6 protein-coding genes and 1 pseudogene are annotated in these 5,266 nt (G+C 68.1%); 5 read left to right on the top strand and 2 right to left on the bottom strand.

Annotated features, from left to right (window positions below; translation table 11 throughout):
* A partial coding sequence (locus ACESL5_RS02915; protein ID WP_372591282.1) for a protein-disulfide reductase DsbD domain-containing protein occupies positions 1-1,305 on the top strand: 1,305 nt, incomplete at its 5' end.
* Positions 1,306-1,520: 215 nt separating this feature from the next.
* Here ACESL5_RS02915 and bioB read toward each other — a convergent pair.
* Together bioB and ACESL5_RS02905 are read right to left on the bottom strand one after the other, a co-directional pair.
* Positions 1,521-2,519: a biotin synthase BioB gene (bioB, locus tag ACESL5_RS02910; RefSeq protein ID WP_372591281.1), complete on the bottom strand. Its 999-nt coding sequence runs from the start codon at positions 2,517-2,519 to the stop codon at positions 1,521-1,523.
* Between the two features lie 7 nt (positions 2,520-2,526).
* Complete coding sequence (locus ACESL5_RS02905) at positions 2,527-2,955, bottom strand: hypothetical protein (RefSeq protein WP_372591280.1); 429 nt, start codon at positions 2,953-2,955, stop codon at positions 2,527-2,529.
* Positions 2,956-2,986: 31 nt separating this feature from the next.
* On the opposite strand from ACESL5_RS02905, the pseudogene ACESL5_RS02900 reads away from it, so the two are divergent.
* From ACESL5_RS02900 to ACESL5_RS02885, 4 genes and pseudogenes are all read left to right on the top strand, one after another.
* Positions 2,987-3,190: pseudogene (locus tag ACESL5_RS02900) on the top strand (double zinc ribbon domain-containing protein); the annotation flags it as partial.
* Between the two features lie 39 nt (positions 3,191-3,229).
* On the top strand, positions 3,230-3,715 hold the full coding sequence (locus tag ACESL5_RS02895) for a ComF family protein (protein WP_372591285.1): 486 nt from the start codon (positions 3,230-3,232) through the stop codon (positions 3,713-3,715).
* A 210-nt stretch (positions 3,716-3,925) separates the two neighbouring features.
* Entirely contained in the window at positions 3,926-4,171 is a 246-nt protein-coding gene (locus tag ACESL5_RS02890; protein ID WP_372591279.1) for a type B 50S ribosomal protein L31, read from the top strand.
* 22 nt (positions 4,172-4,193) lie between these two features.
* Positions 4,194-5,072, top strand: a complete 879-nt coding sequence (locus ACESL5_RS02885; protein ID WP_372591278.1) for a thermonuclease family protein — start codon at positions 4,194-4,196, stop codon at positions 5,070-5,072.
* Positions 5,073-5,266 lie beyond the last annotated feature (194 nt).

The raw sequence follows: 5,266 nt of genomic DNA, 5'->3' as shown, positions 1-5,266 counted from the left end.
TATTTCACCGCGGAAAATGCCGAGCTCGACGGCATCGAGGGCAAGAGCTACGTCTTTACCGCCGAGGAGATCCGCGCGGTGTTGGGCGAGGATGCCGAGTCCTTTCTCGACTGGCACCAGCTGGCCGACCTGCCGGAGAGCCGGATCGATCACGAACTGCCCGACGGCGGGGCGGTGAACCTGGCCGTGGGCCGGGCGTACGATGCCTTCGAGCAGGGCGGGCTGGCCGAGTCGATCGCCGGATTCGAGCCGGAGTACGCGGCCCTGCTCGAGGCACGCCAGGCGCGCGGCCTGCCCAAGCGCGATCGCAAGCAGGTCGCCGAGTTCAACGCCCTGACCGGGCTGGGGCTGCTGGCGGCCGCCCAGCCGATCGATCGGGGTGACTGGCAAGAGCGGGCACAGGCGGTGGGTGACTGGCTCTGGGCGAGGCTCTGGGATGCCGATGAGCAGCACCTGTATCGGCAGGCCTACGAAGGCGAGGTCTCCGGCGAGGCATTTCTTTCCGATCACGCGGCCGCGGGGCGCCTGATGCTGGCGCTGTACGGATCGAGCCACGATATCCGTTGGCTGTTCCGCGCCCAGCGAATCGCCGCGACGATCGAGCGCGAATACCTCGACGAGTCGGGGCGGCTGCACGAGCGCCCGCCGGAATCGGGCGGCGGGTTGCCGCTCAGCCCGCCGCTGGTGGGTGACGACGCCTCGCCGTCGGGGCACTCGCAGGCGGTGGTGTTCCTGCTGGACTTGGGCGCTGTGCTCAACGATCCCACGCGCCAGGAACGGGCCGTGCGCGCGCTGGCGGGGTTCGCCGCCGAGGTCGATGCCGCGCCGGCCGACTGGGGTTTCCTGGTCGGGGCACTGGCCCGGCCGTCACGTGCCGAGGTGGTGACGCGCGAGGCGGCACAACTGGCCGAGGCGACCGAGACCATCGGCGGGCCGGGCGAGACGCGCGATCACGTCGAGGTCGAGGCGCGCGCGGCCGAGGGCGGTGAGGTCATCGTCGTGCGCCTCGCCATCGACGAGGGCTTTCACATCAATGCCAACCCGGCCAGCGAGGACTTCCTGGTGCCGACCCGGGTCACCGCCCTGGATGGCGAGATCGGATCGATCGACTATCCGTCTGGCAAGCCGTTTCGCGCCGAGTTCGCCCGCTCGGCGATCGATGTCTACGAAGGAGTGCTCGAGTTGCGGGTGCCCGTGACCGGCGAGATGCCGACGCGCCTGCGCCTCGATCTGCAGGCCTGCGATGACCGGGTTTGCCTGGCGCCCGACGAGGTGGAGGTCGCCGTCGATCGGGTTGGTGAATAGCGGGCCGGGCCGATTTTGCCGTGCGGTTGGCGAAAGCGTGGGAGCGCCTTCAGGCGCGATGGGACAAAGCCTTCCTCTACGCATCGCGGCTAAAGCCGCGCCTGCGGCGCCCGCTCGCACAATGGGGCTTCGATTGCTCGGCGTGCCAAACGAAACGGGCCGCGGCCGACCGGGTGGTCAGTCGCGGCCCGTAATGGCCGTGGTGTCGTTGCCGATCAGGCCGAGACGGAGGCCTGCTGGCTGTCGGCCGGCTCGTCGAGCTGGCAGCCGTCGGGGATCAGCGGGGTCAGGCCGAGCTTGGCGAACATGGCTTCGTCGGCCGCCGCGTCGGCGTTCTCGGTGGTCAGGAGCTTCTCGCCATAGAAGATGCTGTTCGCACCGGCAAAGAAGCACCAGGCCTGGATCGCCTCGCTCATGCCTTCGCGACCGGCGGACAGGCGCACGTGCGAGCTCGGCATCAGGATGCGGGCCACGGCGATGGTGCGGATGAACTCGATCGGGTCGAGCGCGGGCACGTCGGCCATCGGCGTGCCGGGAATGCGCACCAGCATGTTCAGCGGCACGGATTCCGGCGCGCGCTCGAGGTTGGCCAGCGTGGTCAGGAAGGAGGCTCGATCCTCGCGCGATTCGCCCATGCCGAGTATGCCGCCGGAGCAGACGTTGATGCCCGCCTCGCGCACGTGATCGAGCGTCTCGAGGCGATCCTCGATCGAGCGGGTGGTGATCACCTGGTCGTAGTACTCGGCCGAGGTGTCGATATTGTGGTTGTAGTAGTCCAGCCCGGCTTCCTTGAGACGGCTGGCCTGCTCGGGCTTGAGCATGCCGAGGGTGACGCAGGCCTCCATGCCGGTTTCCTTGACCACGCGGACCATGTCGATCACGTTCTCGAGCTGGCGGTCGGTGGGGTTGCGCCAGGCGGCACCCATGCAGAAGCGCGAGGCGCCCTTCTCGCGGGCACGGCGGGCGGCAACACGCACCTCGTCGAGCGGCAGCAGCCGCTCGCGCTCGAGGCCGGTGTCGTAACGGGCGCTCTGCGAGCAGTACTTGCAGTCTTCCGGGCAGGCGCCGGTCTTGATCGAGAGCAGGGTGCTGACCTGCACCGCGTTCGGATCGAAGTGTTCGCGGTGCACCTGCTGGGCCTGGAAAAGGAGATCGTTGAAGGGCTGCTCGAACAGGTCGAGAGCCTCCTGGGTGGTCCAGCGCGGGCGGGTCATGAGCTCATTAGTCCTCGAAGGTTTCGGGGGCTTCGGTGAAGGAATCTTCCCAGGTATCTTGCTTGATCCGGTAGAGATCGTAAAGCGACCAGGGGATGATAATCACCGCGGCGATCGCCCACAGCGCGAGGTAGAACGTCAGGCTGGGCGGGGCAAAAGTACCGATGACCACCGCCGTGCCGGCGATGGCGTAGAAACGGTAGGCCGCCTGCTGCGTGTAATACCCCACCTTGGGGTTGGGGTGGTGCCGGTTGAGCGCGTAGACCAGCATGGAGAGGCCGGTCCAGAAGATCGCCAGCGGCAGGGGCACGATCATCGCGATGATGTTGCCCCAGTTGAACCAGCTGGCAGCCCGGCGGGCCGAGCGGCCCGAGATGCGGGTCGGGGTGTGTTCCTCGTCCGCCTCGTCACGGATTGTCTGCGCGTCTTGGTTCATGATGCGTCGACCTCTAAAACATGCGTATTGAATGCAGGTTAGCATGAAAAGGATTTCGTCGGGAAGGCGCCGTTGGCTGCCGGCGCCCTGCCATCTCTGTACCCGAGACACGGTCGAGCCCCACGGCCTGTGCCCGTCGTGCTGGCACGAATGGCAGGCGCTGCTGGGGCGGAGTCGCTGTCCCGGCTGCGGGATCGTACATGAACACGAGGGGGGCGATGGCCCCTTGCGCTGCGGCCGCTGCCTGCGGCACCCCCGTCGATTCGAGGCGGCCGTGGCGGCGGTCGATCTCGAGCCACCCGTGCGCCACCTCGTCCACCGGCTGAAATACCACCAGGACTTCAGCGTGCTCACCCTGCTGCGCGACACCCTGGCGCATGCCGTTGTCGCGGACGTGGGTGGCGGCGGGGCGCCGCCCGAGGCGATCGTGCCGATGCCGCAGCACCCGGCCCAGCATCGCCGGCGGGGCTTCAACCAGGCCCGGCTGCTCGCCGCGGGCCCGGGACGGGCCCTCGGTCTGCCGATCCTGCCGCGCGCGGCCTGCCGGTTGCGCGATACCGGCTCGCTGACGACACTGACGGCGGCCGAGCGCAACCGGGTGCTCCGGAATGCCTTCGAGGCCGACGGGCCGTTGCCCGAGCGGGTGGCGATCGTCGACGACGTGCTGACCACCGGTGCCAGTGCGGAGGCACTGACCCGGGCGCTGCGCCGGGCGGGTGTCTCCCACGTCTCGGTCTGGGCTCTGGCGCGCACCCCTTAGCGCCAGCGCAGGACGCCATAGGGCCTTGTTCCGCCGGGGAGGTTCGGGTAAACTCTCGCGCCTTGGCCGTCCCGGGTCGGGCAGACCGTGCCCCGATGTCGGGACAGCCCGCCATCCGGCGGGCGGGAACAGGCGACACGATTCAATGAACACGTCGGGCAGACTGCCTGCCGACGCGACGAACTTTATTTTTTCAGGGGCAGAATCGAGATGAAAGAAGGCATTCACCCGAACTATCGGCCGGTGGTGTTCCAGGACGTGGCGGCGGACTTTGCCATCCTGACCCGTTCGACCATCCAGTCGAAGGAATCCATCAAGTGGGAAGACGGCAACGAGTACCCGCTGGTCAAGGTTGACGTTTCCTCCGCGAGCCACCCGTTCTTCACGGGCAAGCGCTCCGAGGGCAGCATGGCCAAGCAGGTGGACAAGTTCCGCAACCGCTACGGTCGCAAGTAAGCGCGGCCGGCAGGTCGTTCCTGTGCAATTCTGCCGGGAAACAGCGAAGGGCATCGGGCTGGCGTTCGGTGCCCTTTTTCGTTGGCGCCCCCACGGCCTGCGCCGCCCCGCGCTCGCTGCACTGCTCGTCCTTGCCGGGCTGTCGAGCGGCTGCGTGGCAGGGGAAGAGCTCACGGGGCCCTGCGCCCCGCCGACCGATCTGGTCACGGAGTCAGCCACGGTCGGCTATGTCAACGACGGTGACACCGTTCGCCTGACCAACGGCGACCGGGTGCGCCTGGTCGGTATCGATACCCCCGAGTTGGGGCGCGACGGGGCGGAAGACGAGCCCTTCGCCCGCGAGGCGCAGCAGGCCCTGCGGGCGCTGCTTGCCGAGTCGCAAAACCGCGTAGTCGTGGTCGATGCCGCCGAAAGCGAGGACCGCTACGGTCGCCGGCTTTCCTACCTCTACCTGCCCGACGGCCGCTCCGTGCAGGCAGATCTGCTCAAGCAGGGCGTCGCGATGGCGGTATTCGTCGCACCCAACCTGGAACTGGCCGACTGCCTGACCGCCCGTGAGCGCGAGGCCCGCCGGACAGGGCGCGGTATCTGGTCACTGCCGGCCTACGATCCCGGCCTGCCGACGCGCGAGGGCATCCCGGATCACGTGCAGGGCGCGGCGATCGTCCAGGGGCGTGTGGTGTCGGTGGGGCAGAGCCGCAACAACATCTGGATCAATCTCGAGGGCCGCGTGGCGCTGAAGATCGATCGGGACCGGCTCGAGAGCTTCCCCGGCTGGGACTTCGAATCACTGGAAGGCGAGCGGCTACGGGCGCGTGGCTGGGTGGTGCACTACAGCAACCGCTACCAGGACTGGATGATCCCGGTCGGCACGACCCACGCGCTCGAGCGGCTCGATTGAAGCAAGAGCTCCCTGGAAGATCAGCGGAATGACAAAGGGCGAACCCCACTTGCCTTGGGGTTCGCCCTTTTCTGTGGGAGCGGGCCCGCTCCCGCAGGCGGTGACGGTTACCGCTCGGCCAGCCAGTCGCGCGGGCGCAGGAACTCGTCGTAGAGGCGTGCCTCCTCGCTGTCCGGCTCCGGGTGCCAGTCGTA

Origin of the sequence: Guyparkeria sp., from assembly GCF_041687595.1 — a bacterium.
Taxonomy (GTDB): Bacteria; Pseudomonadota; Gammaproteobacteria; order Halothiobacillales; family Halothiobacillaceae; genus Guyparkeria.
The sequence above is the reverse complement of the archived record's forward strand: the minus strand, read 5'-3'. Positions and strand labels throughout refer to the sequence as shown.

Bases quoted from the DNA above. Each gene is read 5' to 3' on its own strand.
- ACESL5_RS02890 (WP_372591279.1), top strand. From the start codon at position 3,926: ATGAAAGAAGGCATTCACCCGAACTATCGGCCGGTGGTGTTCCAGGAC.
- ACESL5_RS02905 (WP_372591280.1), bottom strand. From the start codon at position 2,955: ATGAACCAAGACGCGCAGACAATCCGTGACGAGGCGGACGAGGAACAC.
- bioB (WP_372591281.1), bottom strand. From the start codon at position 2,519: ATGACCCGCCCGCGCTGGACCACCCAGGAGGCTCTCGACCTGTTCGAG.